The organism is Streptomyces sp. NPDC001599 (genome assembly GCF_042893535.1).
Taxonomy (GTDB): domain Bacteria; phylum Actinomycetota; class Actinomycetes; order Streptomycetales; family Streptomycetaceae; genus Streptomyces.
Genome location: NZ_JBIAVA010000001.1, coordinates 326,004 through 352,267, shown reverse-complemented (window position 1 = coordinate 352,267; position 26,264 = coordinate 326,004). Strand labels below are relative to the sequence as shown.

The window sequence follows — 26,264 nt, the reverse complement described above, 5'->3', positions numbered from 1 at the left end:
GCTTCCGGTGCGTCTGCCCTCCAGTACCTGCCCTGGAGCACCTGCCCTTGAGCACCTGCCCTTGAGCGTCTGCCCTCTACTCTTGCCCCGTGACCGACGAGACGCCCCCCGCCCACCCCGTTCGCGTCCTCCTCGCCGAGGACCAGGGCATGATGCGGGGCGCGCTCGCGCTGCTGCTCGGGATGGAGGACGACATCGAGGTGGTCGCGCAGGTGTCGGCCGGGGACGAGATCGTCGCCGCCGCGCTCACGCACCGCCCCGACATCGCCCTCCTCGACATCGAACTGCCGGGCCTGAGCGGACTGGACGCCGCCGCCGAGCTGCGGGAGCGGGCGCCCGGCTGCCGGGTGCTGATCCTGACCACGTTCGGCCGCCCCGGGTACCTCCGGCGGGCCATGGAGGCGGGCGCCGCCGGTTTCCTGGTCAAGGACGGCCCGGTGGAGGAGCTGGCCGGGGCGATCCGCCGGGTGCTGGACGGCGAGACCGTCGTCGACCCGGCGCTCGCCGCCGCCGCGCTCAGCGCGGGTCCCAGCCCGCTCACCGCGCGGGAGTGCGACGTCCTGCGGGCCTCGGCGGACGGTGCGACGGTCGCCGACATCGCCGGCGCGCTGCATCTGTCCGAGTCCACGGTGCGCAACTACCTCTCTGCGGCCATCGGCAAGACCGCCACCCGCAACCGCACGGAGGCGCTCCGCGCGGCGCGGGGACAGGGGTGGCTCTGACTGGGCCCCGGGCCAGTTCGTCGGCCGCGGCCGGGGCGGTTCGTCGGCCGCGGGCCCGTGGGGGTTGCTCGCGCAGTTCCCCGCGCCCCTTTGGGGCGCTGCACCGACCCGGCGACAGAAGGTGCCCCCTTGGGGCGCTCAGTCTGTGCTGTGGGCCTTCAGCTCGGGCTTCGGGCGGCCTGCCGGGAGCCAGGTCCACATCAGGAGGGCCGCGGCGACCAGGACCACCGCTGCCGTGCGGAAGACCAGCGCGTAGCCGTCCGTCAGGGCCGCCGGGCCCGCGTCCTCGCCCCCGGACCGGGTGGCCGCGATCGTCGACATCGCCGCGAGTCCCAGCGAACCGCCCATCGTCCGGGAGGTGTTGATCAGCCCGGAGACCAGTCCGGCGTCCCCGGGCGCCGCGCCGGAGATGGCCAGCGAGGCCAGCGGGGTCGCCGCGATGCCCGCGCCCAGCATCATCAGTACGCCGGGGATCATGATCGCGGTCACATAGCCGCCGTCCGCGGTCATCGTCGACTGCCAGCCGAAGCCGACCGCCGCGACGAGCGTGCCGAGCACCGCCACGTTGCGCGCGCCCAGCACCGGCAGGAACCGCGGGGCGGCCTTCGAGCCGAGGATCACCGCCAGGGAGCTGGGCACGAGGGCCAGGCCCGCCTCCAGCGGGGAGTAGCCGAGCACGTTCTGCGCGTACAGGGTCATGAAGAACCACATGGAGAACATCGACGAGCCGGACACCAGCATCGCCACGTTCGCCGACGCCACCGACCGCAGCCGCAGCAGCCCGAGCGGCATCAGCGGCGCCGCCGTCCGTGCCTCGACGAGGAGGAAGAGCCCGAGCAGCGCGAGTCCGGCCAGCAGCGGCACCAGCGCCGCCGGGGCCGCCCACCCCTCGGACTCGGTCTGCGAGATGCCGTAGGCCAGCGTGGCGAGACCGGCGGTCACCAGCAGCGCGCCCGGCAGGTCGAGCCGGCGCCGCGGGCCGCCCCTGCTCTCGGCCAGCCACCGCGCGGCACCCGCCAGCACGACCGCGCCCACCGGCACGTTGATCAGCAGCACCCAGCGCCAGGACAGCCCGTCCACCAGGGCGCCGCCCACCAGACCGCCCGCGGCGCCGCCGCCCGCGCCCACGGCGGTCCAGGTCGCGATCGCACGGGCCCGCGCCGCGCCCTCCGGCACCGCGGCGGTCAGGATCGTCAGCGTCGAGGGGGCGAGTACGGCCGCGCCCAGCCCTTGCAGGGCGCGCGCGACGAGCAGCTGCCAGCCCTCCTGCGCGAGGCCGCCGCCCAGTGAGGCCAGCGTGAAGAGCCCGAGCCCGACCAGGAACATCCGCTTGCGCCCGTAGAGGTCGCCGGCCCGCCCGCCGAGCAGCATGAACCCGGCGAAGGCGATGGCGTAGGCGTTGACCACCCACTGGAGCCCCTGCGCGCTCAGGCCGAGGTCGGCCCGCATCGAGGGCAGGGCGACGTTGACGACGGACACGTCGAGCACGACCAGGAACTGTCCGGCGCAGGCGAGCGCCACGACCAGCCAGGTGGGCGGGGTACGGCGCGGGGATATCCGCGTGGCGGCGGAGGCGGGGGAACCGGTGGCTTCGAGCATGGGTGTCATGGTCTCAACCGGCGCCTGCCCCTTGCATCGGTATTTCGGCCCCGGACGGGCCTAGGTCTCGCGACCTAGCCACCCCCAGCCACCCCCTCGGTCTCCCCTCCCCTTCCGTCTCCCTCCCCTGAACGCCAAGAGAAGGTCAAGAATTAGTTAGGGACTCGAAGCAACGGAATAGTTGCCCGGGCGCACGAGGTTCAGCTTGCACGTATCACGATCACGCACCGCACCCGCCATCTCCGGCCTGGAGGCCCCACCCCATGTCCCACACGACGACCGACGAGCCCGCGCGGCGAGCTACCCGGGCCACCGTCCCGGTGCTCGCGTTCGCGGGCATCGTCGTCGCGGTGATGCAGACCCTGCTGGTCCCCGTCATCAAGGACCTGCCCCGACTTCTGGACACCTCACCCAGCAACGCCAGCTGGGTCCTGACCTCCACGCTCCTGTCCGGAGCCGTGGCCACGCCGATCATGGGCCGGCTCGGCGACCTGTTCGGCAAGCGCCGCATGCTGATCGCCAGCCTGTCGGTGATGGTCGCCGGCGCGCTGCTCAGCGCGCTCACCGACGCCCTGGTCCCGATGATCGTCGGCCGTACGCTCCAGGGCGTCGCGATGGGCGCCATACCCCTCGGCATCGGCCTGATGCGCGACATGCTGCCCCGCGAGCGGCTCGGCTCGGCGATGGCCCTGATGAGTTCCTCGATCGGCGTCGGCGGCGGTCTGGCGCTGCCCGCCGCGGCCCTGGTCGCACAGAACACCGACTGGCACGCCCTGTACTACGGCGCCGCCGGCCTCGGCGTCGTCTCCATCGCCCTGACCCTGCTGGTCGTGCCGGAGTCCCCGCTGCGCGCCAAGGGCTCCTTCGACCTGCCGGGCGCGCTCGGCCTGACCGCCGGTCTGATCCTCTTCCTGCTGCCGCTCAGCAAGGGCAGCGACTGGGGCTGGTCGTCGCCCACCACGCTGGGCCTGTTCGCCGCCGCCGTCGTCGTACTGCTCCTGTGGGGCCTCATGGAGCTGCGCGTCGCGGCCCCGCTGGTCGACCTGCGCACCACGGCCCGCCGCGAGGTGCTGCTCACCAACCTCGCCTCGATCATGGTCGGCGTCTCCTTCTTCGTCATCTCCCTCGTCCTGCCGCAGCTCCTCCAGCTGCCCTCGGAGACCGGCTACGGCCTCGGTCAGTCGATGGTGGTCGCGGGCCTGTGCGTAGCGCCGCTGGGCCTGACGATGATGTTCACCGCGCCGGTCTACGCCCGCCTGTCCGCCCGCTACGGCCCCCGCACCACCCTCATCATCGGCCTGGTGATCATCGGCATCGGTTACGCCGGCGGTCTCGGCCTGATGAGCGCCGCCTGGCAGACCGTCGTCACCTCGGTGCTGATCGGCGCGGGCATCGGCCTCGCCTACTCCTCCCTGCCCGCCCTGATCATCAGCGCGGTCCCGGCCTCCGAGACGGGCGCCGCCAACGGCCTCAACACGCTGATGCGGTCCATCGGTACGTCCGTGTCGAGCGCCGTCATCGGCATGGTGCTGGCCAACACGGCGAACGACGTGGGCGGCGTCGCCGTCCCCACCCTGCACGGCTTCCGCGTCTCCTTCATGATCGCGGCGGGCGCGGTCGCCGTCGGCCTGGTCCTGGCCTTCTTCCTGCCCCGCAGCACCCCGGCGGCGGTCTCGCAGCTGCGCGCGAGCAGCGAGGAGGACGCGAACCTGGCCCGCGCCGAGCAGGCGCTCGCCGGGGCCGGGCAGCACCCGCACGGCTTCCGGGGCCGGGTGCTGGCCGCCGACGGCGCCCCCGTCGCCCGCGCCAAGGTCACCCTGATCGACCGGCACGGACGGCAGGCGGGCGCGACCCTCTCCGCGGGCGACGGCAGCTACGCCCTCGCCGTGCCCGCCCAGGGCCCGTACGTCCTGGCGGCCCGTGCCGCGGGCCACGCCCCGCTCGCCCACGCGGCCACCCACGGCGGTGACCGCCCGGTCGACCTGGACCTGTCCCTGCCGGGCGAGACGGTCCCCGCCTGACCCTCGCCCCGCCCGCCCGGCCCCCGTACCCCCTGTCGCACCACGCGGCGGGGGGTACGGCAGCATGGGGCGCCGGCACATCCCCGCAACGCCCTGCAACACCCCGCACGACCACCGAAAGGCCCCCATGACCGCGGCCCCCGCCTCCGCCCCCAGCCCCGCCCCCGAAGTCCTGGCCGCCTTCGAGGCCGCGAAGGGGTTCATGCCCGCGCACGAGGGCCGCGCGCTGTACGCCGCCGCCGTGGAGGCGGGCGGGCTCGGGCTGCCGCTGCTGGAGGTCGGCACGTACTGCGGGCGTTCCACCGTGCTGCTCGCCGACGCGGCCCGCCGGGCCGGGGTCGCCGCGCTCACCGTCGACCACCACCGGGGCAGCGAGGAGCAGCAGCCGGGCTGGGACTACCACGACCCGGAGACGGTCGACCCGGAGCTGGGCGTGATGGACACCCTGCCCACCTTCCGCCGCACCCTGCACCGGGCCGGTCTGGAGGAGCACGTGATCGCACTGGTCGGCCGCTCCCCCCAGATCGCCGCGGTCTGGAACTCGCCCCTCGGCCTCGTCTTCATCGACGGCGGCCACACCGACGAGCACGCGAACGCCGACTACGAGGGCTGGGCCCCGCACGTCGCCGACGGCGGCCTGCTGGCCATCCACGACGTCTTCCCCGACCCGGCCGACGAGTTCACCGGCCAGGCCCCCTACCGCGTCCACCTCAGGGCGCTGGCGTCCGGCGCGTTCACCGAGGTCTCCGCGACCGACTCGCTGCGCGTCCTGCGGCGAACCGGCGCGGGGATCTGAGGGCGCGGTTAGAGTCGCTGACGTGTCGTACACAGGCCCGGACTTCGAACCTCCCCAGCCCCGCCGCTCCCCGCTGCGCCGCCCGTTGACCGTGGCGGTCGCCGCGCTGGTGCCGGGGGCGCTGCTCGGGTGGGGGGTGTACGCGGCGGTCGACGGCCCCGGCGACGGGGACGGGGGCGGCTCCGACCGGGCGGGCGCCGTACGGACGTCGGCGGCGCCGTCGGCCTCCGGTGCTCCCGCGTCCGAGGGCGGCGCCGAGAAGCCCGCGGGTTCCTCGCCCGCCCCCACGTCGAAGGCCCCGTCCGCGTCCGCCTCCGGACTCCCCGCCTCCGGGCCTCTCGAGGGCAGGGTCGTCGTCATCGACCCCGGCCACAACGCCGCCAACTTCCAGCACGCGTCCGAGATCAACCGCAAGGTGAACGTCGGCACGCACTGGAAGGAGTGCGACACGACGGGCACGGCCACCAACGCGGGCTGGCCCGAGGCGAAGTTCACCCTCGACGTGGCCCACCGGCTGCGCACCCTCCTGGAGGAGCAGGGCGCGACCGTGAAGCTGACGCAGGACGGCGACCGTTCCTTCGGCCCCTGCGTGGACGAACGGGCCCGGATCGGCAACGAGGCGAAGGCCGACGCCGCGATCTCGATCCATGCCGACGGGTCGGGGGCGGGCAACCGCGGCTTCCACGTGATCATGCCGGGCCCGGTGCACGAGGGGGCCGCCGACACCCGCGCGATCGTGGCGCCCTCCGCCGAACTGGGCAAGCGCGTCGCGGGCAGTTTCGTGCGCGTCACGGGCACCGCGCCCTCGAACTACCTCGGCGACGGCACCGGTCTGGTCACGCGCACGGACCTGGGCGGTCTCAATCTGTCAACGGTTCCCAAGGTGTTCATCGAGTGCGGCAACATGCGCGACAGCAAGGACGCGGCCCTGCTGACCAGCGGCAGTTGGCGGCAGAAGGCGGCGCAGGGGATGTCTGAGGGAATCGTGAGTTTCCTGCGCGGGTAGTGACCGGCGTCCCGATCCCTGCGGACAGCCCCGAGGTCCGGACGATAGTGTCGTCCGTACGATGAGGGGCCACCCCCGCGCTTCACACCGGAACCTTTCGGCGCCGTCGTGACAGCGACGCCTCTACCGACGACGAGACGACCTACGAAGGACCTGAAGTGAATATCCGCTCGCTCACTCGAGGCGACGGCGTGGTGATCGGAGCAGCGGTGTTGCTGTTGATCGCGTCGTTCCTCGACATCTACTCGATCGACGGTGCGCCGGACAGCGCCGACATCCCCAGCCTGTGGGGCAGTGGCTCGGTCGTGCTCGGTGTCGTCCTGGCGGGCGTCATCGGCGCCGCGCTCGTCGTCGTGAACCGCGCCATGCCGCAGCCCAAGAAGGTGGCGGGTCTCGACCTCGGCCAGTTCGGCATCGCGTTCACGGTCTTCGCCGCGTGGTGCGCGCTCGGCAACATCTTCGACCCGGCGGGCGCCTTCGACAACGACGGGGGTGCGAGCGGCATCGGTGCCGGGACGGGCCTGATCCTCGCTCTCGTCGCCACGCTGGTCATGGCCGCCGCGGCCGTGGCCACGCCGCTGCTCCCGGCCCTCAAGGGCACCCTGATCCCGGCCGCCCGTCCGGCCGCGCCGCAGCCCTACGGCGGCCAGCCCCAGGGTGGTTACGGCTACCCGGGCGCCCAGCAGCAGCCGTACGGCGGTCAGCCGGGCCAGCCCGGACAGCCGGGTCAGCCCGGTCCGTCCTTCGGCGGCCAGCCGCAGCCGGGCCACCCGCAGCCCGGTCAGCCCCAGCCCGGCCAGCCGCAGGCCCCGCAGCAGGCGCAGGCGCAGCCGGCCGGGGACTTCTCCCCGTTCTGGTTCGCCGTGCCGGTGCCGCGTCCGCTGTTCGCGGAGGACGGCTCCCCGACGCCAATCGCCGAGCTGGCGCCGGGTACCTGGTACCTGGCCGTCGAGCAGCGCGGCGCCAACCTGGTCGCGCAGACCCAGGACGGGCGCCGCGGCGTCCTCCAGGACACCTCGGGCATCCAGCGCGGCTGACCGGCCCCGCTCCTCCGATCACCTCAACGGCCCCTCGCCCACCGGTACTTCCGGGCGAGGGGCCGTAGGTTTCGAACGCGCTTTGCGGGCCAGACGGAAGGCATGTCCCCTCGAACGCGCAGTGGCTCCCACTCCGCCGGAACGGCCGTCGCGGTGATCGCGGACATCATGGCCTTCATCCTCGGACTGTGGATCCTGATGTATCTGTTGGACGCCAACCGGGCCAACGACCTGGTGCGGTTCGTCCATGACGCGGCCGACTGGCTGGCCGGCTGGTCGCACGACCTCTTCACCTTCGACGAGGCCTGGGCCCGCGTGGTCGCCGGGTACGGACTGGCCGCGGTCGTCTACCTCTTCGTCGGCCACGCCGTCGCCAACCGTCTCCACCGGGGCTGACGCCGGCCGGCCCTCAGACGCAGCAGTCGGGGTCCAGGCCCCGCGGCAGCCGGTCGCCCGCGAAGACCTGGCAGGTGGCCTCGTGGCCGCCGAGCGCGGCGACGGCCAGGAGCAGGGAACCGGCCGTCCAGGTGGTCAGTTCGCGGGGCCAGACCGCCTCGTCCTCGAAGACGTAGCCCGTCCAGTACAGGCCGCTGTCCGGGTCCCGCAGGTGCTGGATGGACTGGAGGATCTCCAGGGCGTGGTCGGACTCGCCCACCGCCCACAGGGCGAGCGCGAGTTCGGCCGACTCGCCGCCCGTCACCCACGGGTTGGGTACGACGCAGCGCACGCCGAGGCCCGGGACCACGAAACGGTCCCAGCTCTCCTTGATGCGGGACCTGGCCTCCGTGCCGGTCAGCGCGCCGCCGAGGACCGGGTAGTACCAGTCCATCGAGTAGCGGCCCTTGTCCAGGAAGCGCTCCGGGTGGCGGCGGATGGCGTGCCGCAGCGCGCCCGCCGCCAACTCCCAGTCGGGCTGCGGCTCTTCGCGCTGCTCGGCGATGGCGAGCGCGCAGCGCAGGGCGTGGTGGACGGAGGAACTGCCGGTCAGCAGCGCGTCGGTGGTGTCGGTGCCGTCGTCGCCCCGGCGCCAGCCGATCTGCCCGCCGGGCTGCTGGAGGCGCAGCACGAACTCGACCGCCGCGTGGACGACGGGCCACATCCTGTCCAGGAACAGGTCGTCGCCGGTGGCGAGGTAGTGGTGCCAGACGCCGACCGCGACGTAGGCGACGAAGTTGGTCTCCCGGCCGCGGTCGGTGACGTCGGCGAAGTCCCCGTCGGCGTAGGCGGCGTACCAGGAGCCGTCCTGGTTCTGGTGCCGGGCCAGCCACGCGTAGGCCCGCTCGGCGGCCTCGTGCTCGTCGGCCGTGTCCAGGGCCATCGCCGCCTCGACGTGGTCCCACGGGTCGAGGTGGTGCCCGCGGAACCACGGGATCGCGCCGTCCTCGCGCTGGACGGCGAGGATGCCCCGGACGGTCGCGGCGGCCTCGTCGGCGGTGAGGACGCCGGGCAGGACGAGGTGTTCGGTGCGCGGAGTGCGGGGTGTGCCGGGGGTGCGGGGCGCGGTCACGCGGCGTCCACCGTCGGCAGGTGCGGCTTGGTCGCGTAGGCGACGAAGCTCTTGCCGATCAGCGGGTTCAGCGCCTGCTCGGCGACCCGCGTCGCCAGCGGCTTCTTCATGATGTCCCACACCAGCAGCTTGTGGTACGCCCGCACCGGCAGCGCCTTGTCGTTGTCGACGCCGAACGCGCACTTCAGCCACCAGTACGGCGAGTGCAGCGCGTGTGCGTGGTGGGTGCCGTACGGCTTGAGTCCGGCCTCGCGGATGCGAGCGAGGAGCTGGTCGGCCCGGTAGATGCGGATGTGGCCGCCCTCGACCTCGTGGTACGCGTCGGACAGGGTCCAGCAGACCTTCTCGGGGCCGTAGCGCGGCACGGTGATCGCGATGCGTCCGCCGGGCTTGAGGACGCGGACCATCTCGGCGAGGACGCCCTTGTCGTCGGGGATGTGCTCCATCACCTCGGAGATGATGACGACGTCGAAGGACTCGTCGGGGAAGGGCAGGGCGAGCGCGTCGCCCTCCATGGCGGTCGCGGTGGCACCGGCCGGGGCCTCACCGGCCTCCTCCATCGCCGCGAACCACTTGGCGACCTCGCGGATCTCCTCCGCGTTCTGGTCCAGCGCGACGACCCGTGCCCCGCGCCGATAGCACTCGAACGCGTGCCGGCCGGCGCCGCAGCCGAGGTCCAGGACGCGATCGCCGGGGGCGAGCGGGAACCGGGAGAAGTCGACGGTCAGCACGTGGCCCTGCTTTCGGGATAGACGCCGGTGTCACTGGTGGTCGGGGTCGCGGTCGGGGCTGGGGCCGAGGTCGGCTTCCGGCCCGCGGGCCCGGCCCCCGGGGCACTCGCGGCGCTCGGGGCGCCCGTGCCCGTGCTCGTGCCGGAGGGACGGTGGCCGATGGCCTCGCGGTAGCGGGCGACGGTGCCCTCGGCGGCGCGGGCCCAGGTGAAGTGGCGCAGCACGCGCTCGCGTCCGGCGGCGCCGAGCCTGGCCCGCAGTTCGCGGTCGCCGAGCAGCCGGTTCAGCCCGGCGGCCAGCGCGTCCGCGTCGCCCGGCGGCACCGCGAGGCAGGTCTCCCCGTCGGGTCCGGCGACCTCGGGGACGGCCCCGCCGGTGGTGGCCAGCAGCGCCGTGCCGGTCGCCATGGCCTCGGCGGCGGGCAGCGAGAACCCCTCGTACAGCGAGGGCACGCAGGCGACCTCGGCGGACCGCACGAGGTCGACCAGTTCGGCGTCCGAGATGCCCTTGACGAACTCGACGGCGCCTTCGAGGCCGTACCGCTGGATCGCCTGGGCGACGGGCCCCTCGGCGGGCCGCTTGCCGACGACGACGAGGTGGGCCCGCGGATGCTCCGTGCGCGCCTTGGCCAGCGCCTCGACGAGGAAGACGAGGCCCTTGAGCGGTACGTCCGCGCTGGAGGTCGTCACGATCCGGCCCGGCACCCGCGGCACCGACGGGTCGGGCGAGAACAGGTCGGTGTCGGCGCCGATGTGGACGACGTGGATGCGGTCGTCCCGTACGCCGAGGTGGTCGACGATCTCCTGGCGGGAGGTGCCGGAGACGGTGAGCACGGAGGGCAGGCGGCGGGCGACGCGCTTCTGCATCCGGGTGAAGGCGTACCAGCGGCGGACCGAGTAGCGGCGCTTGCGACCGTCGGCGGCGTCGAGTTCGAGCTGCCGGTCGACGGTGATGGGGTGGTGGATGGTGGTGACCAGGGGCGCGCCCACGTCGCCCAGCAGGCCGTAGCCGAGGGTCTGGTTGTCGTGGACGACGTCGAAGTCGCCGCGGCGGGCCCGCAGATGGCGGCGGGCGCGCAGCGAGAAGGTGAGGGGCTCGGGGAAGCCGCCGGTCCACATCGTGCCGACCTCGAGCGCGTCGATCCAGTCCCGGTACTCGCCCCGCCTCGGGGTGCGGAAGGGGTCGGGCTGGCGGTAGAGGTCGAGGCTGGGCAGCTCGGTGAGCGAGAGCCGGTCGCCGACGAGGGGTCCGTCGTCCAGGACGGGGTAGGGCTGGGCGCCGATGACCTCGACGCGGTGGCCGAGGCGGGCCAGTTCGCGGGAGAGGTGGCGGACGTAGACGCCCTGGCCGCCGCAGAACGGGTTCCCCTTGTAGGTGAGGAGGGCGATGCGCAGCGGTGGCAGGCCGTCGGCGGCTGGCTCCGGACGGGGACCCGTCTGACTGGCCTCGGCGGTCACTCTGGGCCCCCTCCTCACTGCGCTGTCCCGCGACACTACGTCGGGAGGTTAATCTAGAACAAGTTTCAGACTTGATCGTCAGAGGCTCCGAATCTACCGGCAGGTAGAGACCCTGTGCCGAGTGGATCAGGTGATTCACGCCACGGCGCGGCACACCGTCGCGCCGGGCTCGGGGGGATCCGGACGCGGGACCCGGATCTCGCGCCGAGGAAGTAGGTGACCAAGGTGCACAACCCGGCGGCGAAGGCGCCCGTTTCGGCGCACCGCTCCACCGCCCCGCCCCTCACCGAGCGCCAGCGGGAGCGCCGCCGCCGCATCCTGCACGCGACCGCCCAGCTGGCCTGCCGGGGCGGCTTCGAGGCGGTGCAGATGCGGGAGGTCGCGGAGTCCTCGCAGGTCGCCCTCGGCACGCTGTACCGGTACTTCCCGTCCAAGGTGCATCTGCTGGTCGCGACCATGCACGACCAGCTGGAGCGGCTGCACGGCGCCCTGCGCAAGAGCCCGCCCACCGGCGAGACCGCCGCGGACCGGGTGGCGCAGACCCTGATGCGGGCCTTCGGCGCGTTGCAGCGCGAGCCCCGGCTGGCCGAGGCGATGGCCCGTGCCCTGACCTTCGCCGACCGCAGCGTCTCCCCGGAGGTCGACCAGGTCTCCCGGCAGACCACGGCGATCATCCTGGACGCGATGGGCGGGCTGGAGAACCCGACCCCCGAGCAGCTGTCGGCGGTCCGGGTCGTCGAGCACACCTGGCTCTCGACCCTGATCACCTGGCTGGCGGGCCGCACCTCCCTCGCCCAGGTGCGGGTGGACATCGAGACGGTGTGCCGGCTGATCGACCTGACGGAGGCCGGGACGGCAGAGGCGGCCGAGCGCCCCTGAGCGCCTCGCCGTTCAGTCCAGGCGGGAGCGGATCAGCGCCTCCGCGGCGGGCAGCAGCTCCACCTCGTCCCGGCTCATGGTCGGGTTGGCCGCCCGGCGCCGCAGCGCCTCGGCGAGACCGTCCGGCGTGAGGGCACGGGGATCGGCGAGCAGCGCGGCCAGCGTGCCCTCGACGGGCCCGGACATCGGTCCGCCGGCGGCCGCCACCTGGGCGAGGATCACCGCGGACATGCCCCAGTCCAGCGCGGGATCCCCCTCCTCGGTGTTGGACCAGTCGATCACCCGGGGCCCGTCCGCCGTGAGGATCACGTTGTCCGGGTGCAGGTCCAGGTGGAGAACGCGCGCGGCCGGGTCGGCGCTGCGGTACGCGGGTACCCGGTGCAGGCGTCGCAGCAGCCCGGCGAGCATGCCGCCCACCTCCTGGGGAGCCAATGCCCCGTCCTGCCAGGCCCGCAGCATCGTCGGCCCGGTCAGCCGCTCCATGACCAGGTCCGTGCGCGGTGACTCCGTCGCCCCGGGCCACACCCGTGGCACGGGGTAGCCGTGCCTCCGCACGTGTTCCATCACCGCGCCCTCGGCCACCGCGTCCCCGACGCCCTCCCGGTCGCGCCGCAGCACCCGTCCCGCGTCCACCTCGTACACGTCGGCCGAACGCCCCGCCCCGATCAGTCTCCCCGTCCGCATGCCCGGGAATGTATCCCCGGCCGCTGCTCCCGCCCCGGCCACCCCTCGGCCCGGACCCGGGAGACGGGTAAGGTGGCGGCGTCGTCATCACCCGTACGGGGGGAAGCCGGTGCAATTCCGGCGCTGACCCGCAACCGTGAGCCGCCCGCCGAGCCTCCCCGAGGCTCCCGGACGGTGAGCCGGACTGCCCCGCACGGATGTGACCGGCTCACGTGCCCGGCACCCGCCGGCGCACGGGCACCGTCGAGGCATACGGGGCCGAGCCGCCGGGGGTGCCCCGTGCTGCCGGACCCCGCACAGGGAAAGGCACCCGCCGATCATGAACGTCCGCCGTCGCAGCAGCGCCGCGGCTCTGGCCGCCACAGCCGTGATCGGCGCCGCCACCGCGCCCGCGGTCGCCGCCGATCCGTCGCCGTCCTCCTCCCCGTCCAGGACCGCACCGTCCGGGCTGTACGGGAGCACCGACCCCCAGTACGACGGTGTCTGGCGCCAGTCCCTCGCGCTGCTCGCGCAGGACACTGCGGGCGTGGTCCCGTCCTCGACGGCCGTGAAGTGGCTCACGGACCAGCAGTGCGCGAACGGCGCCTTCGCCCCCTTCCGCGCCGACCCGTCCAAGCCCTGCGACGCCAAGACCATGGTCGACACCAACAACACGGCCGCCGCCGTCCAGGCCCTGTGGGCCGTCGGCGGGCACGGCGACGTGATCGAGGAAGCCCTCGGCTGGCTGAAGTCCGTACAGAACGAGGACGGCGGCTGGGGCTACGTCCCCGGCACCCCCAGCGACGCCAACTCCACCTCCGTCGTCATCGGCGCGCTGACGGCCACCGAGACGAACCCCGAGGACGTCGAGAAGGACGGCAAGTCCCCCTACGACGCCCTGCTGACCTTCGCCCTGCCCTGCGCGAAGGACAAGGGCGCGGGCGCCTTCGCCTTCCAGCCCGACAAGGACGGCAAGCTGCTCCCCAACGCGGACGCGACCGCCGCGGGTGTCCTCGGCGCGCTCGGCGAGGGCCTGGTCGCCGAGGCGGGCAGGAAGACCGACGCCGCGTCCTGCGCCGACGCGGGCAAGCCCGACCGCGAGCGCGCCGCCGTCAACGCCGCCGCGTATCTCAGCGACACGCTCGCCAAGGACGGCCACCTCGTCTCCGCCCTCGGCGGCTCCGCCGACCAGCCCGACTACGGCAACACCGCCGACGCGGTCGTCGCCCTCGCCGCACAGGGCGGCGCGGACAAGGCGGCCGAGCCACTGGCCTGGCTGAAGAAGAACGCCGCGAAGTGGGCCGGGGAGAGCGGTCCGGCCGCCTACGCCCAGCTGATCTTCGCCGCGCACGCCACGGGCACCGACCCGCGCGACTTCGGCGGCACGGACCTGGTCGCGAAGCTGAACGCGACGGGACCCGCTCCGCAGGGCACGACGGCCAAGGACACCGCGACGACGAGCGACGACGAGAAGACGAAGGACGAGAAGAAGGACGACGACTCCCCCTTCGGCGTCTGGTGGTTCGTCGGCGTCTGCCTGCTCTTCGGCGTCGGCATCGGCTTCCTGCTCAGCAACCGCAACAAGAAGCAGCAGCCGTGACGCCCCGCCGCCTCGTCCCCCTCCTCCTGGCCGCGTTCCTGCTGATCGGGACCGCGGGCCAGGCGCAGGCCGCCGGCTACCGCTACTGGTCCTTCTGGGACCGCGACGGCGCGAAGTGGGTCTACGCCACCCAGGGCCCGTCCATGACCCGCCCCTCCGACGGTGACGTCCAGGGCTTCCGCTTCGCGGTGAGCGAGAACTCGGGCGACGCGGCCCAGCCGCGCGGCACGGCGGACTTCGCGTCGATCTGCGCGAAGACCCCGGCCGAGGACGGCACCAAGCGGGTGGCGCTGGTCCTCGACTTCGGCACGGCCCCCGACGCCCCGTCCGGCGAGACCCCGCCCGCCCCCCGCACCGCCTGCGCCCGGCTCTCCCCCGACGCGACCACGGCCGACGCCCTGGCCGCCGTCGCCGACCCCCTGCGCTACAACACCAACGCGCTGCTGTGCGCGATAGCGGGCTACCCGAAGTCGGGCTGCGGCGAACAGGTGTCGCAGAAGGAGGACTCCGGCGTCTCGGCCGCCCCGAAGGCCACGGAGGACGGCGAGGGCGACGACGACGGCCCGTCGATCGGCCTCTACGCGGGCATAGCGGTGGTGGCGGCTTTGGCCGGCGCGGCGACCTGGCAGTCAAGGCGGCGCAGAAATGCAACCCGCTAACGCCGCATCCCCTGCGGGCAATCGCGCCGCATCCCCTGCGGGCAGTCGTGCCGCTGGGGCGGCACGGGTGGGCGCAGGCGACACCCCGTCAGCGCGGGCAAGCGCCCCCACCCCCGCCCGCCACCAGCGCCGGGGCGCCCTGCACCCCGGCGCCTGGTGGCTCTGGGCGCTGGCCCTCGGCACCGCCGCCACCCGCACCACCAACCCCCTCCTCCTCACCCTCCTCATCACCGTCTCCGCCTACGTGGTGGTCACCCGCCGCCCCCACGCCCCCTGGTCCCGCTCCTACGGCGCCTTCGTCAAACTCGCCCTCGCCGTCCTCCTCATCCGCCTCCTCTTCACCACCCTCCTCGGCTCCCCCATCCCCGGCACCCACACCCTCCTCACCCTCCCCGAAGTCCCCCTCCCCGACTGGGCGCAGGGCATCCGCCTCGGCGGCCGGGTCACCGCTGAGGGCCTCACCTTCGCGCTGTACGACGCGATGAAGCTGGCCACCCTGCTCATCTGCGTCGGCGCCGCGAACGCCCTCGCCAACCCCTCCCGCCTCCTGAAGTCCCTCCCCGGCGCCCTGTACGAGATGGGCGTCGCCGTGGTCGTGGCCCTCACCTTCGCGCCGAACCTCATCGCCGACGTCCAGCGCCTGCGCGCCGCCCGCCGCCTGCGCGGCCGCCCGGACCGGGGCGTACGGGGCCTGCTCCAGGTGGGGCTCCCCGTCCTGGAGGGCGCCCTGGAACGCTCCGTCGCCCTCGCCGCCGCGATGGACGCCCGCGGCTACGGCCGTACCGCACAGGTACCGGCCCCCGTGCGCCGTACCACCGCCGCCCTCACCCTCGGCGGCCTGCTCGGCATCTGTGCGGGAACGTACGGACTGCTGACCGCCGCGGGCGGCACGTACGGCATCCCCGTACTCCTGGCCGGTGTCGCCGCCGCCGTCGCGGGCCTGTGGCTCGGCGGCCGTCGCACGGTCCGCACCCGGTACCGCCCCGACCGCTGGGACGCCCGGGCCTGGCTGGTCACCGCCTCCGGCGCGACGGTCGCCGCGCTGCTCTTCCTCGCCGCCGCCCGCGACCCGGCGGCGCTGCACCCGGGCGTGGTCCCCCTGGTCGCACCGTCCCTCCCCCTGTGGCCGGCGGCGGCCGTACTCCTCGGCCTGCTCCCGGCGTTCGTCACCCCCGCACCCGAGACCGCCGTGCAGACGTCCGTGAAGGAGCCGTCGTGATCCGCTTCGAGGACGTGTCGGTCACCTACGACGGCGCCACCCAACCCACCGTCCGGGCCGTGGACTTCGAGGTACCGGAAGGCGAACTGGTCCTGCTCGCCGGTCCTTCCGGCGTCGGCAAGTCCACCGTCCTCGGCGCGGTCGGCGGCCTGGTCCCGCACTTCACCGGCGGCACCCTGCGCGGCCGGGTCACCGTGGCCGGGCGCGACACCCGCACCCACAAGCCGCGCGAACTCGCCGACGTGGTGGGCACGGTCGGCCAGGACCCGCTCTCCCACTTCGTGACGGACACCGTCGAGGACGAACTGGCCTACGGCATGGAGTCTTTGGGCCTCGCCCCGGACGTGATGCGCCGCCGCGTCGAGGAGACCCTGGACCTGCTGGGCCTCTCCGACCTCCGCTCCCGCCCGATCGCCACCCTCTCCGGCGGCCAGCAGCAGCGGGTCGCCATCGGCTCGGTCCTCACCCCGCACCCCGACGTCCTGGTCCTGGACGAGCCGACCTCCGCCCTGGACCCCGCCGCCGCCGAGGAGGTCCTGGCCGTCCTCCAACGCCTGGTCCACGACCTCGGTACGACCGTCCTGATGGCCGAGCACCGCCTGGAACGGGTCATCCAGTACGCCGACCAGGTCGTCCTGCTCCCGGCCCCCGGCGAGGCACCGCTCCTCGGCGCTCCGGCGGACGTGATGGCCGTGTCCCCGGTGTACCCACCGGTCGTGGACCTGGGCAGGCTGGCGGGCTGGTCCCCGCTGCCGCTGACGATCCGGGACGCCCGCCGCCGGGCCGCCCCGCTGCGCGAACGCCTGGCCGGCCGGGAGATCCCGGACCACACCCCGCGGCCGTCCGCCCCGCTCCCGGCGCCACCCGCCCCGCGCCCCGTCACCTCCCGCTGGCGCCGCCGCGGAAAGCGCCCGGAGAATCCCTCGGCGCCCACCCCGTACGCCGCCGAGGTCCGCGCCCTCGCCGTGCGCCGCGACCGCGTCCAGGCCCTGCGCCACGTCGACCTGAAGGTCTCCCCCGGTGAGACGGTCGCCCTGATGGGCCGCAACGGCGCCGGGAAGTCGACCCTGCTCTCGGCCCTCGTCGGCCTGGTCGAGCCGTCGGCGGGTTCGGTCCACGCCGGGGACGCCGTGCCGCACCGCACGGCGCCGCGCGACCTCGTACGGCGCGTCGGCCTGGTCCCGCAGGAGCCGCGCGACCTGCTGTACGCCGACACGGTCGCCGCCGAGTGCGCGGCCGCCGACCGGGACGCGGACGCGGCCCCCGGCACCTGCCTCGCGCTGCTGTCGGAACTGCTCCCCGGCATCACGGACGACACCCACCCCCGGGACCTCTCGGAGGGCCAGCGCCTCACCCTCGCCCTGTCCGTCGTCCTGACCGCCCGCCCTCCCCTCCTCCTCCTGGACGAGCCGACCCGCGGCCTGGACTACGCGGCGAAGGCCCGGCTGGCCGGCATCCTGCGCGGCCTGGCCGCCGAGGGCCACGCGATCGTGCTGGCCACGCACGACGTGGAACTGGCCGCCGAGCTGGCCCACCGCGTCGTGCTCCTCGCCGAGGGCGAGGTGATCGCCGACGGCCCGGCGGCGGACGTGGTGGTGGCCTCGCCGTCCTACGCCCCACAGGTCGCCAAGGTGCTGGCGCCGCGCAAGTGGCTGACCGTGGCCCAGGTTCGGGAGGCCCTGTCATGACCGGCGGCTCCCCTCCCCAGCGCCAGGCCCGCGCCGTGCGCCTGGGCCCCCGCTCCGTCGCCGCCCTCGTGCTGGTCAGCGCGGTGGGCGTGGCGGGCTTCGGCTGGCCCTTCCTGGCCCCGCCGGACGCGTCGCTGAACGCGCACACGCAGGACGCGCCGTGGCTGTTCGCGGGCGTGCTGGTGCTGCTGGTGGCCGTCGTGGCGGCCACCATCTCGGAGTCCGGCCTGGGCCCCAAGGCGGTGGCCATGCTCGGCGTCCTGGCGGCGGCGGGCGCGGCCCTGCGCCCCATCGGCGCCGGGACGGCCGGCCTGGAGCCGATGTTCTTCCTCATGGTCCTCAGCGGTCGGGTCCTGGGCCCCGGCTTCGGCTTCGTCCTCGGCTCGGTCACCATGTTCGCGTCGGCGCTGCTCACGGGCGGGGTGGGGCCGTGGATGCCGTTCCAGATGCTGGCGATGGGCTGGTTCACGATGGGCGCGGGCCTGCTGCCGGGCCCCGACCGCCTGCGCGGCCGCGCGGAGCTGCTGATGCTGGCGGCGTACGGCTTCCTTGCGGCCTTCGCCTACGGCACGGTGATGAACCTGGCGGGCTGGACCTTCATGAACACGCTCTCCTCGAACATCGCCTTCGACCCGGACGCGTCGCTGCCCGCCAACCTGGCCCACTTCCTCGCCTACTGCCTGGCCACGTCGCTGGGCTGGGACGGCGGCCGCGCCGCCATGACCGTCGTCCTGACCCTGGCCCTCGGCACCCCGGTCCTGAAGGCGCTGCGCCGCGCGACCCGCAGGGCGGCCTTCGAGACGCCGGTCACGTTCGAGCGGCCGACCGGCTGACCCGCGCCACGTGACCGGGGCGCCGACGGCGGTGCCACCACGCCGACCGCGCCCGCGACGCCGGTCGCGCCACGGGGCGGGGCCTTCGTACGGGGTGGCGCGCGCACGGGAGGACGGTGCGCCGGGTGCGCCTACGGGAGGACGATGTCGCGGCCCGGTCCGCCGTCGACGGTGTCCTTTCCGAGGCCGCCACCGACGAGGTCGTCGCCGCCCTCGCCGTGCAGCATGTCGTCGCCGGGGCCGCCGAGGACGACGTCGCGGCCGTCCCCGCCCATGGCATGGTCGTCGCCGGAGCCGGCGTACACGGTGTCGTCGCCGCCGTAGCCCTCGATCATGTCGTCGCCCGCGCCACCCCACATCCGCTGGTTCTCGTCGTCTCCCATGAGGTGGTCCACGCCGTCGCCGCCGTGCAGCACGGCGGGCCCCATGACCATGTCGTTCCCGTCGCCGCCCAGCACGGTGCGTGCCGTGTGGGCGTGCAGTTCGTCGTCGCCCGAGCCGCCGCTGACGGTGCCGACCCCGGGGGTGAAGGCGGCGACCGTGTCGTCGCCGTCGCCGAGGTGGATGTCGATCCGGTCGGGACGGGGGGCGTCGGCGGGCAGTTCGCAGACGACGGCGGTGGTGTCCTCGGCCGAGGAGTACGCGCAGTGGTCGCCCGGTTGGAGCGGTACCACGTCGCGGAAGCCGATCCGCTGGATGCCGTCGCTGGTGTACATGAAGAAGACGTTGAGGTCGTTGGTGTGGCCCGCGGCGGCCGTGAAGACGATCGACTGGGTCTCCCAGTCGGCTCCGACGCGGGACTTCGCCTCGCCGGCGCTCGCGGCACTCGCCGGGCCGAGGGCGAGGCCGGCGGTGCACAGGGCCACGACGAACGCGCCGACGGCGGTTCGGTTTCGGTTCATGGAACCTCATCTCGATGGAGTGACGGTTGACCGAACGGCTTGCGTGGTGCTGGCGGGGACTCGGCCGTGACGGCGGTCTCCTCTGCCGGCCCGGATGCGCGGGACCGTGAACTGACGCGGCGTCATGGTAGGCCGTCGCCCCTCCGGATGCGACGGGTGGGACTCGACGGCGAGGCGTGCTTCCGCAGTCGCCGCGGGAGGGGCCGGTGCCCGAGTACGGGAGGGGCGCCGACACCCGCACCAGGGCGGATTCCCCGACCGCGACCCACTCCCGTGATCAAGTTTGTCTGTTTCATTGACATTTCATTGAGGAGTCGTCACTTTGGGAGCGCTCCCATAACAGCCTTGTCTCTGGAAGGAGTTCCCCCCACATGCACGCAACGAGTCCGTTAACCGGGCGTTCGCGGTCGGCCCTGCGCCGGCCCCTCCAGGCGCTCGCCATGCTGTTCGCCGTGGTCGTCGGCGCACTGGCCTGGTCCACCCCCGCCCAGGCCCACGGCACCATCGTCTCTCCCGCCACCCGCGCGTACCAGTGCTGGCAGACGTGGGGCAGCAACCACACGAACCCGGCCATGCAGACCCAGGACCCCATGTGCTGGCAGGCCTTCCAGGCCAACGCCGACACCATGTGGAACTGGATGAGCGCCCTCCGCGACGGCCTCGGTGGCCAGTTCCAGGCGAAGACCCCCGACGGGACGCTCTGCAGCAACAACCTCGCGAGGAACGCCAGTCTGAACAAGCCCGGCCAGTGGAAGACCACCGACGTCGGCAGCAACTTCTCGGTGCAGCTGTACGACCAGGCGTCCCATGGTGCCGACTACTTCAAGGTCTACGTGAGCAAGCAGGGCTTCGACCCCAAGACCCAGACCCTGGGCTGGGGCAACCTCGACTTCATCACGCAGACCGGCCGCTTCGCTCCGGCACAGAACATCACGTTCCCCGTCCAGACCTCCGGGTACACCGGACACCACGTGCTGTTCGTGATCTGGCAGGCCTCGCACCTCGACCAGGCGTACATGTGGTGCAGCGACGTGAACTTCGGCTGAGCCGAGGAGCGCCGCGCACGGCACCGGCCTTCGCCGGACGCCGGTGAGCCGCCCGTCCGGCGGATCGAGCCCCGTCGGGGCAGGGGACCCCTCGGCCACCTGCCCCGACGGGGCTCCCCGCGCTCGGCGTTCCGTGCCGGGATCCCACCTCAGGCGGGGAGGGTCCGGAACCGGCGCCGGTACTCGGTCGGGGTCGTGTCGAGTCTGCGGCGGAAGGCCCTGACCAGGGTGTCCACCGTCCCGAAGCCGCAGGCGGAGGCGACGCGTTCCAGGGTCGCGTCCGTGGACTCGAGCTGCTGGCGCGCCACTTCCACGCGCGCCGACTCGACGTACGCGTACGGCGTCGTGCCGAGTTCGGTCTTGAAGATGCGGGTGAGCTGCCGGTCGCTGACGTGGGCGTGGGCCGCGAGGTCGGTGACGGTGAGCGGTGCGGCGATGTTGCGCATGATGTGGTGCCGGAGGTCCTCGACGCGCCGGGTCGTGGAGACCTGCTCCAGCGGCACGCTGAACTGGCTCTGCCCGCTCGGCCTCTTCAGGTACATCACGAGCTGCCGGGCCACCCGCAGCGCCACCGCCTCGCCGAGATCGTCGGCGACGAGGGCCAGGGAGAGGTCGAGGCAGGAGCTGATGCCCGCCCCGGTCCACACGTCGCCCTCGCGGATGAAGATCGGGTCGGCGTCGACCTCGACCGCCGGATGCTCGTCGGCGAGCTGCCGCGCGGTCGACCAGTGCGTGGTGGCGCGCTTGCCGTCGAGCAGTCCGGCGGCGGCCAGCACGTGCGCCCCGACGCAGACGGACGTGACCCGCCGGGTCCGTGCCGCGAGGCGTCGAACCCATTCGACCACTGCGGGGTCGGTGACCGCCCGCACCCGGCGTCGGCCGTCGATCTCGACCGCGCCGGGCACGATCAGGGTGTCGATGCGCCGCGCGGACAGGTCGTCGAAGGTGGTGTCGGGCAGGACGCGGACACCGGCGGCGGTGGTGACCGGGGCCATGGCCCCGGCGGCGAGGACCACCTCGTAGCCCGCCGCGTCCTCCGTCTCGCGCCGCGCGAGGGAGAACACCTCCGGCGGCCCGGTCACGTCGAGCAGGTCGACGCCCTCGAAGAGCACGACGACGATCAGTCGTCCGACGGAGTTCACGGTGCCTCCAGCAGTCACGCGGCCATGTCGGTATATGCAGGTTAGACGACATTGCCGACATCCCGTCATCGGTCGTAGCGTCGTGGGCAGAGGCCAATCAGCCCCGCACCATCCCGACCGACACCACGGAGCCCCCATGCCCAGAACCACGCTGCGCCGTCTCAGCGGACTCGACGACACCCCCGCCAAGCTCGCCGACTCCACGCTGGTCCTCGTCGACTACCAGAACACCTACACGACCGGCGTGATGGAACTCGAAGGCTGGCAGGCCGCGCTGGACGCGGGCGCCCGACTGCTGGCCCGTGCCCGCCGGGAGGGCGCCAAGGTCGTCCACGTCGTCCACGACGGCGGCGAGGGCAGCCCGTACGACCTCGGGGCCGAGATCGGGCAGATCCACCCGAGCGTCGCACCGGTCGACGGCGAGCCCGTCGTCACCAAGAAGGCGCCGGACTCCTTCTTCGGCACCGACCTCGGCGAGCACGTCGACGCGGCGGGCAACAACGACCTCGTCGTCATCGGCTTCATGACCCACATGTGCGTGGCCTTCACCGCCCAGGGCGCCTTCCTGCGCGGCAACCGCCCCACGGTCGTCGCCGACGCCTGCGCCACCCGCGCCCTCCCGGTCGCGGACACCGAACTCGACGCCCGCCAGGTGCACTACAGCGCCCTCGCCACCGTCGCCGACATGTACGGGGTCGTCGTACCGTCGCAGGAGTCCCTGACCTAGCCAGGGCCCCTTTCAGCGCCGGGGCAGGACAAGCGCGCACAGGGCGAAGACGAGGGCGAAAGCCGCCTGGACGAGCATGCAGATCGCCAGCGCGGTCGTGTATGCCTCACCTGCCGGGACGGTGGAGCCGGACAGGGCCGCGCCCAGCAGGCCGCCGGCGACGGCGACGCCGAGGCCCATCGCGGCTTGCTGGGTGGTCTGCAGCGTGCCGGACGCCGCTCCCGCCATGGTCGACGGGACCTCCGCGATCATCGCACCGACGAGCGGCCCGAACATGAAGGCCTGTCCTACCCCGACCCCGACGAGCAGAGCGCCGAACGTCCACGAGTCCAGGCCGGCCCCCTGGACGAACACGGACCCGGCCGTGCCGCTCAGGAGCGCGGCCTGAATGATTCCGCCGACGACCAGGAGCCTGCGGAACCCGAAGCGGGGCGCGAGCTTCCCCGACCAGATCGACACGGTGAGGAAGCACAGGGAGAACGGCAGCAGCACGAGGGCCGCGTGCATGGGCGACCAGCCGAGCCCCGTCTGCGTGGAGACCGCGTAGAGGAACGTGAACGCGCCGAACGCCGACTGGAGCAGCAGCGCCATCACCAGTCCGATCCGGTACGACCCGAGCCGGAACAGCGGCGGCGGTACGAGCGGCACGCCGTCGCCGCGGTGCAGCCGCAGCTGCCACCGCCAGAATGCCGCGAAGAGCACCGGCGCCGCCCCCAGCAACGCCCAGCACCAGACCGGCCAGCCCAGGGCGCTCCCCTGGGAGACCGGCAGCATGAGCGCCAGCAGGGCGAGCCCGAGCAGGGCGGTCCCGGCCAGGTCGAGTGACCGGTGGCCGGGCGCCCGGGTGTCGGGCAGCCGGCGCAGCGCCGCGCCGAACGCCGTCACGCCCATGACCACGCTCATCGCGAAGACCGCGCGCCAGGAGGCACCGGGCAGCGGGGCGGACAGCAGCACGCCGCCGAGGACCTGACCGATCGCGGTGGCCCCGCCCGCGGTCGCGCCGAACAGCGCCACGGCACGAGCCCGTTCGGCCCCCTGGGTCGACGCCGTGATCGTCGCCAGCACCTGAGGGACCATGGCCGCCGCGGAGATCCCGGTGAGGGCTCGCGCGACGATCAGCACGGTGATGTTCGGGGCGAGCATCGCGCCCAGGGAGAACAGGGTGAAGCCGGCCATGCCGGTCAGGAAGAGCAGGCGTCGCCCGTACAGGTCGCCGAGCCTGCCGCCCAGGACCATCGGGACGGCGAACCCCAGCGCGTACACCGACACCACCAGGGACTGCTCGGCGGCGGTGGCCCCCAGGGACGCTCCGATGTCGGGTACGGCGATGCCCGCGGCCGAGAAGCTGACCACCGACAGCAGCAGCGCCGACAGTGTCGTCAGGAGCCGCCCCGTCCCCAGCCCGGGAGCCGGCGGTTGCGCGGGAGCCTGCGCGGGCGGTGGCGCGGCACGGTCGTTCTTCGGTGCGGAAGATGTCGTCATGACCTCGACCATGAAGGGCTGCTTATCCTGGCACCAGGAGCCCCTTTATGGGGGTACTGACCAGCACCTGGATGCCAGGTTCTCCGTAGGGGAGGCTGATGACATGACAGCGTCCAGGTCCGCCGCGATCCGGCGTGAACTCGGCGACTTCCTCCGGAGCCGCCGCGAGCGCGTGACCCCGCAGCAGGCGGGCCTGCCGTCCACCGGGCGAAGGCGGACGCCCGGTCTGCGGCGTGAGGAGGTCGCCGTCCTCGCCGCGGTCGGCGTCACCTGGTACACCTGGCTCGAACAGGGCCGGCCGATCAACGTCAGCACCCAGGTCCTCCGGGCGGTCGCCCGCGTCCTGCACCTCGACGAGGTCGAGCAACGGCACCTGCACCGGCTCGCCGGATCGAGTACGCCGAAGGACGGGCCCGCCGAGGACGACCCGGGGCTCCCCGCCGCGTTCCAACCCGTCCTGGACAAGCTCGACCCGTTCCCCGCGTGCCTGCAGACGCCGCTCTTCGACGTGGTGGCCTACAACCGTGCCTACCGGTTCCTCTTCACCGACATGGACCTCATCCCGCCCGGTGAGCGCAACTGCGCGGTGCAGTTCTTCACCGACCCCGACTGGCGCAGCCGCTACGTCAACGGCGACCTGGTCGCCGCCCGGATGGTCGCGAGGATGCGCACCGAGATCGGCACCGAGCTGGGGGCCGCTGCCGCCGCCGGCATCGTCGACGACCTCCGGGAGCGGTCGGAGGAGTTCGCCCAGCTGTGGGCCCGGCACGACGTACTGCCCCGGCAGTACGAGACGAAGCGCCTCGACAGCCCCCTCGTCGGGCGGCTCCAGCTGAACTTCGTCTCCACCCATGTCCCGGACACCGGACACCGGATGACGGTGATGACGCCGGCCGACGAGTCCACCGCCCGGCGCCTGGCCCGGATGCTCTAGTCGGGCGCGGAGCCGACCCCGCACTCGAACCACACCGTCTTGCCACCCCCGGGCCCCGGCCCCACGCCCCACTTGTCGACCACCGCGTCCAGCAGCACCAGCCCCCGGCCGCACTCCGCGTCGTCGCTCACCCAGGCGGACGGTACGGGCTGCCGGGGACTCCCGTCCGCCACCTCCACCCGGGCACCGCCCGCCTGCCGCCGCAACAGCAGCGTGCAGCGCCGGTCCGGGACATGACGCACGACGTTCGCCAGCAGCTCGGTCACGCCGAGTTCGACCGCGTCGGTCAGCTCGGCGAGGTCCCACTCGCGCAGGTACGAGCGGACGATGCGCCGGACGTGCCGCGCCGAGTGCGCACCGGCCGTGAAGCTCATCCGGTACTGGTTCGCGCAGTGGCCCAGGAGGACCGAGGGAAAGTATTCGTTCACGGCACGAGCCTGACGTCGCACGACTACCGTGGGCTACCGAACGGATACAACCGGTCCCGCCGTGGACCGAGTTGTGCGAGAGGGGGCTCTGCGCATGACCCACATCAACGTCCTCGACCCGGGCGCGTCACCGCTCGACTACTACGGCTTCGAGCTGCGCCGCCATCGCGAGGCGGCCGGGCTCACCCAGCGGCAACTCGGCGACATCGTCAACTACACCGGCTCGCTGGTGGGCCAGATCGAGACGGCCCGGAAGGTTCCGACGCCTGAGTTCAGTGAACGCGTCGACGCGGCGCTGGGCACGGGCGGGCTACTGTCCCGGCTGGTCGACCTGGTGATGCGCAGCCAGGTTCCGGCCTGGTTCCAACAGGTGGCCGAGTTGGAGGTGCGGGCCACTGAGATCTACTCCTTCGACACGCACATGGTCCACGGGCTCCTCCAGACCGAGGCCTACGCCCGTGCCGTCCTCGGAGTGCTGGACCAAAGCAACCTCGACGACCGGACATCGGTCCGGATCGCGCGCCAGAAGATCTTCGAGAAGGACGAACCACCGGTCTTCTGGGCCGTGCTCAGCGAGTGCGCGCTGCGCCAGGAAATGGGCGGCCGGGAGACCATGCGTGAGCAACTGGCCCACCTGTTGACCCTCGAAGCCAACCCACGGATCAACGTCCAGATCCTGCCCTACGCGGCGGGCGCGCACGCCGGCCTCCAAGGCTCGTTCGACGTCTACCGTTTCGCGGGAGACCCGCCCATCATCTACACCGAGGGGTACGGCAGCGGGCATCCGACCGCCAACCCGAACACCGTCAAGGACTGCTCACTCCGATACGATCATCTCCAGGCATCCGCACTCTCCCTCAGAGACTCGGCGGAGCTGATCCGGCGCTTGATGGAGGAACGCTATGGAGAGCAACGCGACTCTGACGGGGATCCAGTGGCGTAAGTCCAGCTACAGCGGCGACCAGGGCGGCCAGTGCGTGGAGTGCGCGCCGGTCGGTCGGCTGGCCTGGCGCAAGTCGTCGTACAGCGGCGACCAAGGCGGCAACTGCGTCGAGGTCGCCGAAGTGACCCTCCACGCCACCGTCGCCGTCCGCGACTCCAAGACCCCGGCGGGCCCGGTCCTCACCCTGACCCCCGCCACCTTCACCACCTTCGTCGGCTGGGCCGCCACGGCCGAGTAATCAGG

26 protein-coding genes and 1 riboswitch are annotated in these 26,264 nt (G+C 73.2%); of the genes, 17 read left to right on the top strand and 9 right to left on the bottom strand.

Features of this window, described 5'->3' with window-relative positions; translation table 11 throughout:
* Positions 1 to 89: 89 nt before the first annotated feature.
* A complete protein-coding gene (locus tag ACFYZ3_RS01690; RefSeq protein ID WP_388513253.1) occupies positions 90 to 722 on the top strand; it encodes a response regulator in 633 nt (210 codons plus the stop codon).
* Between the two features lie 138 nt (positions 723 to 860).
* Here ACFYZ3_RS01690 and ACFYZ3_RS01685 read toward each other — a convergent pair whose 3' ends face one another.
* A complete protein-coding gene (locus tag ACFYZ3_RS01685) occupies positions 861 to 2,321 on the bottom strand; it encodes an MFS transporter (RefSeq protein ID WP_388513251.1) in 1,461 nt (486 codons plus the stop codon).
* A gap of 263 nt (positions 2,322 to 2,584) precedes the next feature.
* On the opposite strand from ACFYZ3_RS01685, the gene ACFYZ3_RS01680 reads away from it, so the two are divergent.
* From ACFYZ3_RS01680 to ACFYZ3_RS01660, 5 genes are all read left to right on the top strand, one after another.
* Positions 2,585 to 4,342 carry an MFS transporter gene (locus tag ACFYZ3_RS01680; RefSeq protein ID WP_388513248.1) on the top strand — a complete coding sequence of 586 codons (1,758 nt, stop codon included), beginning with the start codon at positions 2,585 to 2,587 and terminating at the stop codon, positions 4,340 to 4,342.
* A gap of 127 nt (positions 4,343 to 4,469) precedes the next feature.
* The gene (locus ACFYZ3_RS01675) at positions 4,470 to 5,138 is read left to right on the top strand and encodes a class I SAM-dependent methyltransferase (RefSeq protein ID WP_388513245.1); all 669 of its coding nucleotides are present in this window, start codon (positions 4,470 to 4,472) and stop codon (positions 5,136 to 5,138) included.
* Between the two features lie 22 nt (positions 5,139 to 5,160).
* Positions 5,161 to 6,144, top strand: a complete 984-nt coding sequence (locus ACFYZ3_RS01670; RefSeq protein ID WP_388513242.1) for an N-acetylmuramoyl-L-alanine amidase — start codon at positions 5,161 to 5,163, stop codon at positions 6,142 to 6,144.
* Between the two features lie 158 nt (positions 6,145 to 6,302).
* A complete protein-coding gene (locus tag ACFYZ3_RS01665) occupies positions 6,303 to 7,181 on the top strand; it encodes a hypothetical protein (protein ID WP_388513239.1) in 879 nt (292 codons plus the stop codon).
* Between the two features lie 102 nt (positions 7,182 to 7,283).
* Entirely contained in the window at positions 7,284 to 7,577 is a 294-nt protein-coding gene (locus tag ACFYZ3_RS01660; protein WP_115741843.1) for a hypothetical protein, read from the top strand.
* Between the two features lie 13 nt (positions 7,578 to 7,590).
* On the opposite strand, the gene ACFYZ3_RS01655 is transcribed toward ACFYZ3_RS01660, so the two are convergent.
* The 3 genes from ACFYZ3_RS01655 to ACFYZ3_RS01645 are packed head-to-tail and all read right to left on the bottom strand — an operon-like array spanning position 7,591 to position 10,876.
* Positions 7,591 to 8,688, bottom strand: a complete 1,098-nt coding sequence (locus tag ACFYZ3_RS01655) for a prenyltransferase/squalene oxidase repeat-containing protein (RefSeq protein ID WP_388513237.1) — start codon at positions 8,686 to 8,688, stop codon at positions 7,591 to 7,593.
* Positions 8,685 to 9,419: a class I SAM-dependent methyltransferase gene (locus ACFYZ3_RS01650; RefSeq protein WP_133885966.1), complete on the bottom strand. Its 735-nt coding sequence runs from the start codon at positions 9,417 to 9,419 to the stop codon at positions 8,685 to 8,687. Before ACFYZ3_RS01650 ends, ACFYZ3_RS01655 begins: the two co-directional genes overlap by 4 nt.
* Positions 9,413 to 10,876: a glycosyltransferase family 4 protein gene (locus tag ACFYZ3_RS01645; protein WP_388513234.1), complete on the bottom strand. Its 1,464-nt coding sequence runs from the start codon at positions 10,874 to 10,876 to the stop codon at positions 9,413 to 9,415. Before ACFYZ3_RS01645 ends, ACFYZ3_RS01650 begins: the two co-directional genes overlap by 7 nt.
* A 216-nt stretch (positions 10,877 to 11,092) precedes the next feature.
* Between ACFYZ3_RS01645 and ACFYZ3_RS01640 the strand changes: the two genes are divergently transcribed.
* Entirely contained in the window at positions 11,093 to 11,755 is a 663-nt protein-coding gene (locus tag ACFYZ3_RS01640) for a TetR family transcriptional regulator (protein ID WP_388513233.1), read from the top strand.
* Positions 11,756 to 11,767: 12 nt separating this feature from the next.
* Here ACFYZ3_RS01640 and ACFYZ3_RS01635 read toward each other — a convergent pair whose 3' ends face one another.
* The gene (locus ACFYZ3_RS01635; RefSeq protein WP_388513231.1) at positions 11,768 to 12,439 is read right to left on the bottom strand and encodes a phosphotransferase; all 672 of its coding nucleotides are present in this window, start codon (positions 12,437 to 12,439) and stop codon (positions 11,768 to 11,770) included.
* 99 nt (positions 12,440 to 12,538) lie between these two features.
* Positions 12,539 to 12,629: riboswitch (cobalamin riboswitch) on the top strand.
* 129 nt (positions 12,630 to 12,758) lie between these two features.
* Between ACFYZ3_RS01635 and ACFYZ3_RS01630 the strand changes: the two genes are divergently transcribed.
* The 5 genes from ACFYZ3_RS01630 (at position 12,759) to ACFYZ3_RS01610 (ending at position 18,417) form a co-directional block, all read left to right on the top strand.
* Positions 12,759 to 14,018, top strand: a complete 1,260-nt coding sequence (locus ACFYZ3_RS01630; protein ID WP_388513228.1) for a prenyltransferase/squalene oxidase repeat-containing protein — start codon at positions 12,759 to 12,761, stop codon at positions 14,016 to 14,018.
* Positions 14,015 to 14,677 (top strand): SCO2322 family protein, encoded by a 663-nt coding sequence (locus ACFYZ3_RS01625; protein ID WP_388513226.1) that lies wholly within the window; start codon positions 14,015 to 14,017, stop codon positions 14,675 to 14,677. The genes ACFYZ3_RS01630 and ACFYZ3_RS01625 overlap by 4 nt, the downstream gene beginning before the upstream one ends.
* A gap of 67 nt (positions 14,678 to 14,744) precedes the next feature.
* The gene (locus ACFYZ3_RS01620; RefSeq protein ID WP_388513224.1) at positions 14,745 to 15,896 is read left to right on the top strand and encodes a CbiQ family ECF transporter T component; all 1,152 of its coding nucleotides are present in this window, start codon (positions 14,745 to 14,747) and stop codon (positions 15,894 to 15,896) included.
* Positions 15,893 to 17,584, top strand: a complete 1,692-nt coding sequence (locus ACFYZ3_RS01615) for an ABC transporter ATP-binding protein (RefSeq protein ID WP_388513222.1) — start codon at positions 15,893 to 15,895, stop codon at positions 17,582 to 17,584. Before ACFYZ3_RS01620 ends, ACFYZ3_RS01615 begins: the two co-directional genes overlap by 4 nt.
* A complete protein-coding gene (locus ACFYZ3_RS01610) occupies positions 17,581 to 18,417 on the top strand; it encodes an ECF transporter S component (RefSeq protein ID WP_388513221.1) in 837 nt (278 codons plus the stop codon). The genes ACFYZ3_RS01615 and ACFYZ3_RS01610 overlap by 4 nt, the downstream gene beginning before the upstream one ends.
* A 131-nt stretch (positions 18,418 to 18,548) precedes the next feature.
* On the opposite strand, the gene ACFYZ3_RS01605 is transcribed toward ACFYZ3_RS01610, so the two are convergent.
* Complete coding sequence (locus ACFYZ3_RS01605; protein ID WP_388513219.1) at positions 18,549 to 19,319, bottom strand: calcium-binding protein; 771 nt, start codon at positions 19,317 to 19,319, stop codon at positions 18,549 to 18,551.
* 440 nt (positions 19,320 to 19,759) lie between these two features.
* On the opposite strand from ACFYZ3_RS01605, the gene ACFYZ3_RS01600 reads away from it, so the two are divergent.
* Complete coding sequence (locus ACFYZ3_RS01600; RefSeq protein WP_388513217.1) at positions 19,760 to 20,365, top strand: lytic polysaccharide monooxygenase; 606 nt, start codon at positions 19,760 to 19,762, stop codon at positions 20,363 to 20,365.
* A gap of 149 nt (positions 20,366 to 20,514) precedes the next feature.
* Here ACFYZ3_RS01600 and ACFYZ3_RS01595 read toward each other — a convergent pair whose 3' ends face one another.
* Positions 20,515 to 21,507 (bottom strand): GlxA family transcriptional regulator, encoded by a 993-nt coding sequence (locus tag ACFYZ3_RS01595; RefSeq protein WP_388513214.1) that lies wholly within the window; start codon positions 21,505 to 21,507, stop codon positions 20,515 to 20,517.
* Positions 21,508 to 21,643: 136 nt separating this feature from the next.
* On the opposite strand from ACFYZ3_RS01595, the gene ACFYZ3_RS01590 reads away from it, so the two are divergent.
* Complete coding sequence (locus ACFYZ3_RS01590) at positions 21,644 to 22,234, top strand: cysteine hydrolase family protein (protein ID WP_388513213.1); 591 nt, start codon at positions 21,644 to 21,646, stop codon at positions 22,232 to 22,234.
* A gap of 12 nt (positions 22,235 to 22,246) precedes the next feature.
* On the opposite strand, the gene ACFYZ3_RS01585 is transcribed toward ACFYZ3_RS01590, so the two are convergent.
* Positions 22,247 to 23,716 carry an MFS transporter gene (locus ACFYZ3_RS01585; RefSeq protein WP_388513211.1) on the bottom strand — a complete coding sequence of 490 codons (1,470 nt, stop codon included), beginning with the start codon at positions 23,714 to 23,716 and terminating at the stop codon, positions 22,247 to 22,249.
* A 103-nt stretch (positions 23,717 to 23,819) separates the two neighbouring features.
* Here ACFYZ3_RS01585 and ACFYZ3_RS01580 point away from each other — a divergent pair, with 103 nt between their 5' ends.
* Positions 23,820 to 24,650 (top strand): helix-turn-helix transcriptional regulator, encoded by an 831-nt coding sequence (locus ACFYZ3_RS01580; protein WP_388513208.1) that lies wholly within the window; start codon positions 23,820 to 23,822, stop codon positions 24,648 to 24,650.
* On the opposite strand, the gene ACFYZ3_RS01575 is transcribed toward ACFYZ3_RS01580, so the two are convergent.
* Entirely contained in the window at positions 24,647 to 25,078 is a 432-nt protein-coding gene (locus ACFYZ3_RS01575; protein WP_388513206.1) for an ATP-binding protein, read from the bottom strand. The genes ACFYZ3_RS01580 and ACFYZ3_RS01575 overlap by 4 nt on opposite strands.
* A 94-nt stretch (positions 25,079 to 25,172) precedes the next feature.
* Between ACFYZ3_RS01575 and ACFYZ3_RS01570 the strand changes: the two genes are divergently transcribed.
* Positions 25,173 to 26,021, top strand: coding sequence for a helix-turn-helix domain-containing protein (locus ACFYZ3_RS01570; RefSeq protein ID WP_388513204.1), 849 nt, complete (start codon positions 25,173 to 25,175; stop codon positions 26,019 to 26,021).
* Entirely contained in the window at positions 25,981 to 26,259 is a 279-nt protein-coding gene (locus ACFYZ3_RS01565; protein WP_388513201.1) for a DUF397 domain-containing protein, read from the top strand. Before ACFYZ3_RS01570 ends, ACFYZ3_RS01565 begins: the two co-directional genes overlap by 41 nt.
* The last annotated feature ends 5 nt before the right edge of the window (positions 26,260 to 26,264 follow it).

What these genes read in the sequence shown, in the direction of transcription:
- ACFYZ3_RS01660 (WP_115741843.1), top strand. Translation starts at nt 7,284, where the DNA reads ATGTCCCCTCGAACGCGCAGTGGCTCCCACTCCGCCGGAACGGCCGTC.
- ACFYZ3_RS01685 (WP_388513251.1), bottom strand. Translation starts at nt 2,321, where the DNA reads ATGCTCGAAGCCACCGGTTCCCCCGCCTCCGCCGCCACGCGGATATCC.
- ACFYZ3_RS01580 (WP_388513208.1), top strand. Translation starts at nt 23,820, where the DNA reads ATGACAGCGTCCAGGTCCGCCGCGATCCGGCGTGAACTCGGCGACTTC.
- ACFYZ3_RS01630 (WP_388513228.1), top strand. Translation starts at nt 12,759, where the DNA reads ATGAACGTCCGCCGTCGCAGCAGCGCCGCGGCTCTGGCCGCCACAGCC.
- ACFYZ3_RS01585 (WP_388513211.1), bottom strand. Translation starts at nt 23,716, where the DNA reads ATGACGACATCTTCCGCACCGAAGAACGACCGTGCCGCGCCACCGCCC.
- ACFYZ3_RS01590 (WP_388513213.1), top strand. Translation starts at nt 21,644, where the DNA reads ATGCCCAGAACCACGCTGCGCCGTCTCAGCGGACTCGACGACACCCCC.
- ACFYZ3_RS01570 (WP_388513204.1), top strand. Translation starts at nt 25,173, where the DNA reads ATGACCCACATCAACGTCCTCGACCCGGGCGCGTCACCGCTCGACTAC.
- ACFYZ3_RS01605 (WP_388513219.1), bottom strand. Translation starts at nt 19,319, where the DNA reads ATGAACCGAAACCGAACCGCCGTCGGCGCGTTCGTCGTGGCCCTGTGC.
- ACFYZ3_RS01675 (WP_388513245.1), top strand. Translation starts at nt 4,470, where the DNA reads ATGACCGCGGCCCCCGCCTCCGCCCCCAGCCCCGCCCCCGAAGTCCTG.
- ACFYZ3_RS01680 (WP_388513248.1), top strand. Translation starts at nt 2,585, where the DNA reads ATGTCCCACACGACGACCGACGAGCCCGCGCGGCGAGCTACCCGGGCC.
- ACFYZ3_RS01635 (WP_388513231.1), bottom strand. Translation starts at nt 12,439, where the DNA reads ATGCGGACGGGGAGACTGATCGGGGCGGGGCGTTCGGCCGACGTGTAC.
- ACFYZ3_RS01610 (WP_388513221.1), top strand. Translation starts at nt 17,581, where the DNA reads ATGACCGGCGGCTCCCCTCCCCAGCGCCAGGCCCGCGCCGTGCGCCTG.
- ACFYZ3_RS01565 (WP_388513201.1), top strand. Translation starts at nt 25,981, where the DNA reads ATGGAGAGCAACGCGACTCTGACGGGGATCCAGTGGCGTAAGTCCAGC.
- ACFYZ3_RS01600 (WP_388513217.1), top strand. Translation starts at nt 19,760, where the DNA reads ATGCTGTTCGCCGTGGTCGTCGGCGCACTGGCCTGGTCCACCCCCGCC.